This is a genomic window from Paenibacillus taichungensis (assembly GCF_003287275.1).
Classification (GTDB): Bacteria; Bacillota; Bacilli; order Paenibacillales; family Paenibacillaceae; genus Paenibacillus; species Paenibacillus taichungensis_A.
The window spans coordinates 1-4,880 of record NZ_QEVW01000020.1 but is presented as its reverse complement, the minus strand read 5'-3'; the positions used below and the strand labels follow the sequence as shown (position 1 = coordinate 4,880).

The window sequence follows — 4,880 nt, the reverse complement described above, 5'->3', positions numbered from 1 at the left end:
ACTGTCCAGTTCTCTCCATCCTTGGAACAAGTCAGTTTGTATTCCTTCTCTGTCGATTCAATTCGGAGAAACAGCTGCTCCGCTTCAGTCTCGTCCTCATACACGATTTCCGACTCTCCGCGTACCGTGAGACAGGCAAACATCAGGTTGCGGCCTTCTGACCGTCTTATGCCAAGTTCATAGTGCGCATCCTCATCCCGGCGGATACACATGCCGGCCTCTTCTCCATCAGCAGCCGGAACGAATGCCATGCTAGTTGTATAACACGCTTCAACATGCTGCTGCCTCCGGCCAACAAACGTAACCTGACCAACGTCGCCGAGACTTGCTTCCTGGCCATATAGGGTCAGAAAACCCGGTTTTTCCGTAACAGAACATGCTCCTTCTGACGGATTGCGAACGAACATCCACTGTGGCCCAAGTTCTTCCTTGAAGTCTTCTCGCCCTACAACGACTGCTGTATGACCATCCAATATTGAAGATGCCGTCATTGGCGAACGTTGAACGGTCATATCCAGACTTACCGTTCCTTCATTGTTATCTATGTGCGGCCAGCCCTCGTTCCAAACGACCGGTGCGAGGAACGTCTCCCGTCCAAGCACGCTATATCCGTCCTCTGTCAAACGCACGCCAAGGAAGACGGCCCACCAGTCCCCATAATGATCCTCCACCAGATCGGCATGGCCCAAATACTGAATGGGATGATCCACATGGCGGTGAGTCAGAATGGGCTCGGGATAGCGTTCAAACGGACCGTATGGATTGTTGCTGCGACCAATGATTTCGCGATGCTCCTTCGCTGTGCCTCCGGAAGCAGACATCATGTAATACAAGCCGTTGATTTTATACAAATGCGGCCCTTCGGTCCATGGCCCGCCGTCCCCATGCCAGACAACTTGTGGTTCGGAGAGCGCCTCTCCTGTCGTCATGTCGATCTCATACTGAATGGCGTGAGAATCGTAATCCGCACCTTGTTGAGCGGTCACGTATACTTTGCCATCGTCGTCAAAAAACAGCGAGGGGTCAATGCCCCCGTAGGGAATACGAATTGGATCGGACCATGGTCCGGCAGGGTTGGTTGCCGTAACATAGAAGTTCCCGATGCCTCTCACGTCTGTCGTAATCATATAAAATGTACCTTCATGGTAACGCAGTGTCGGAGCATAAATGCCGTCCGAGCTCTTCTGCCCGGTCAAATCCAGCTGGCTGATTCGGTCCAGTACGTTGCCGATCTGCTCCCAGTGAATAAGATCCGGACTCCGAAAAATCGGCACTCCGGGAAAATACTCAAATGAACTGCAAATGAGGTAAAAAAATGGTTCAGCCTTCACAATACTGGGATCCGGATAAAATCCGGGAAGAATCGGGTTGGCATAACGGATCAGTTGTGATTGAATCTGTGACATCTATTCCTTCACACTCCCTACATTTAGTCCAACGACAAAGTATTTTTGCATAAACGGATACACCAGCAAGATTGGAACAGAAGCGACAATCGTAACTGCAGCACGAATGGAAATGGGCGTTACCTGTGTGGAATGCTCCACCCCCACGCCGTTGGCAACGGAAGGATTACTGTTGGCATTCATACTGGAAGACAACAGCTTCATCAGTTCGTATTGCAGTGTGCTGAGCTCTTGACGTGATGACGTGTACAGAAAAGCATCGAACCAGGAATTCCACGCGCCGACTGCGACAAAGAGCGCAATAGTCGCCAGCACAGGTTTGCACAGTGGAAAAATAATTCTCCAGAAAATTCTGAAGTCTCCTGCTCCGTCAATTTTGGCTGATTCAATCAAGCTTTCAGGGATCGTGTAAATATAGGTACGAATAACGATCAGGTTAAACGCACTAATCAGCGATGGTAAAACATACACCCAGAAGGAGTTAATCAAGTGCAGATCCTTCATCAGGAAGTACCCCGGAATTAGCCCGGCATTGAAATACATCGTCAGTACAAAAATGGTCGTAATCAGCTTGCGGAAAATATAATCGCGCCGACTCAGTGTGTACGCCAGCATGGTGGTCAAGAAAATGTTCAGAACGGTGGATAGTACTGTACGTGCAACGGAAATCAAAAATGCATTATAAATGGTGCCTGATGCAAATACGGCTTTGTAATTCTGCAGGGTGAAATCGCGGGGCCATAAATATAAGCCTCCTCGAATGGTGTCATTCCCTGCATTAAATGAAACCACAATCGTGTTCAAAAATGGATATAACGTCACAATCACCAGCAGAACCATGAAGATGGTATTAAAGGTGTTGAACAGAAACGGTTCCATGCCTCTGCCACCCGGGCGGCGAACGGAGAGCGCCGCTGTATTTCCTAAACCAGACATTGGTGTTTTTTTCGTCATTATAACAGCCTCTCTTCCCCAAGCCGCTTGGCGGTCCAATTCGCTACAAGTAACATCGTAATGCTGACCACGGTCTTGAATATTCCGCCTGCAGTGGCGAGCGAATAGTTGCCCTGTGCAATCCCGTATTTGAGCACGAAGATATCAATCGTTTCCGCCCAGTCAACAACCAATCCATTACCCAGCAAATACTGAACCTCGAAGCCAGCTTCCAGAATATGTCCAATCGACATAATCAACAGGATGACAATGGTAGGCTTGATTCCCGGCAAGGTGACATTCCACATTTTTTGATACCGATTGGCGCCATCAATATCGGCAGCTTCATACTGTGCCGGGTCAATCGAGGCCATGGCCGCCAAATAAATAATGGTGCTCCATCCGACTTCTTTCCAAATATGAGAACTTGCCACAACGCCCCAGAAATACTTGCCTTCCGTCAGCCACAAGATGGGCTCGTTAATTAGGTGCAGTCTCATGAGGATATCGTTGATAATGCCGTCAGAAGCAAGCGATGTCGCTACGATGCCGGTCACGATAATCCATGATAAGAAGTGAGGAAGATAAGAGATGGTTTGTACCGTCCGCTTCCACATGACCTTCTTGATCTCATTGAGTAACAATGCCAAAACAATAGCGGTAACGAAACCCAAAACCATGTTGATGATACTCATGGCCAGCGTATTGCGGAGCACGCGCAAGAAATTGTCATCGGTAAACAAAAATTGAAAATGCTTAAACCCTACCCACGTTTGCTGCGAGAAACTTCTGGCCGGTTTGTAATCCTGGAAAGCCATCGTCCAGCCCCAGACAGGCACATAAGCAAAGATGATAATGTACGCAAGCAGAGGAACAGACATCCATATGAGTTGTCTCTGTGCTTTGATATTTTGCCAGGTAATCCGCTTAATTTTTGGTTTTTTCTTCGGGCGGAGCGGCTTGGTACCCACTACAATTTCCTCCATAATATCAGGCCCCTATCCATCTTTATATTGAAAGGAATAACGTCCAGCGATATGTTCTTCAAAAAAATCAGGAAGGAAGGTAACCTTCCTTCCCGACAACAATTTCTTATTTCACAGACCAGTTATCGATTCTCCACTTCAAGACTTCATTGATACGATCTTCATACGTTTTGATATCCAGCTTTTGAATTTCGGAAACGTATTCGCTCCATACACTGCTGAATTCAGACGTGTTAGCCAAAATCGCTTTAGGCAAATATTTGGTTGATAATTCGTTCAACTTCGTATTGGCAATCTTGGCTGGAGATCCCTCAACCAGATCGACAGACCAAGCAGGGTAAGTCACCGGATTCTCTGGTGGAGCACTGAAGAAATCGACATAGCTGTTGAAACCATAAGCGCCCAAAACTTCCTTATCAAACGGTCTCAAGCTGGCTTGATATTCTTCCGGCTGATTGCTTGCTGAAGTGGCGTTGCCATCGCTAAAGTAACCTTCCATTTTCGGTGCAGTTCCATAAAATGCATCTGCTTTATTGGCCAGTTTCCAGGCCGCATCTGCGGCATTGTCACGCTGCTCTTGGGTTTTCATGAAACGGCCTTCGTCATTGACGTAATAGTCTTCATCCTGAATGCCCCAAGTGAGTGTCTTTTGCCAATCTTCTTCCATAAGCTTGTCGAGTGCTTTAATGATTTTCACAGGGTCTTTGGCACTCACGGTAATACCGAAGCCATTGTTCAGGTTAAGCGCTGCGCGGTCACGATAATAGTCTTTGGTGCTGCTGTCATACACGAGCGGGAACCCCACATAAGTGCGTTCAATTTTGTCCTGTGTTATGAGCGAATCTTCCGCGCTGCCGAAATTCCAGTGTTGGTCGAACATGCCGAGTACTGCCCCACTGGACAATTTGGCCATATATTGGTCGTAGTTTTGTGCAAACGCTTCCTTATCCAGCAAGCCTTGTGCATTGATCTCATTTAGTTTCTGATAGTACGTCTTGGCATAATCCTTATCTGCAAAGATCTCTGCCTTGCCGTCGTTGACGACCACACCACCATCATTCGGATGACCGATCAAATGTTGCGGCGGGTTCAGCAAGCCCCAGTTTTTCCAATCGTAGTTCAATACCTCAAAACCGACTGTCGGTTTGCCGTCAATGGTTGGATACTTTTCCTTGTACTTCGCGATCAAGTCAAAGTATTCGTCCAGTGTCTTCGGTGTCGGATAACCGAACTCTTTCAACACGGCTTTTTGGATCCAAAAGGCAGGTCCACTGTAGTAGGTATCAGCCACTTCGCCGTTGTATGCACCGTAGTTTGGCAGGTAGTAAATGTGTCCATCATTCGGGTCCTTCATTTGATTCCAGTACTTCTCGTAATGCTTCTTCAAATTAGGCGCGTGTTCTTCAATCAGATCTTCAAGCGGAATGACTGAACCGGCTGCCGTAAGTTTGGTATCGGCTGAGATCAGATCCGGATAATCTCCACCGGCGATCATGACGCCGAGCTTTTGGTTCTTGTCACCAGCCAGAAATTCGAATTTGAATGTAACGCCGAG

At 47.6% G+C, this 4,880-nt stretch carries 4 protein-coding genes; all 4 read right to left on the bottom strand.

The window, feature by feature from the left end; all coding sequences use genetic code 11:
* On the bottom strand, positions 1-1,406 hold a 1,406-nt coding region (locus DC345_RS26085; protein ID WP_146752165.1), incomplete at its 3' end, for a glycoside hydrolase family 43 protein.
* Complete coding sequence (locus DC345_RS26080) at positions 1,407-2,360, bottom strand: carbohydrate ABC transporter permease (protein WP_113055699.1); 954 nt, start codon at positions 2,358-2,360, stop codon at positions 1,407-1,409.
* Positions 2,360-3,325 (bottom strand): ABC transporter permease, encoded by a 966-nt coding sequence (locus DC345_RS26075; protein ID WP_113055698.1) that lies wholly within the window; start codon positions 3,323-3,325, stop codon positions 2,360-2,362. The genes DC345_RS26080 and DC345_RS26075 overlap by 1 nt, the downstream gene beginning before the upstream one ends.
* Positions 3,326-3,431: 106 nt before the next feature.
* On the bottom strand, positions 3,432-4,880 hold a 1,449-nt coding region (locus DC345_RS26070), incomplete at its 5' end, for a type 2 periplasmic-binding domain-containing protein (protein WP_113055697.1).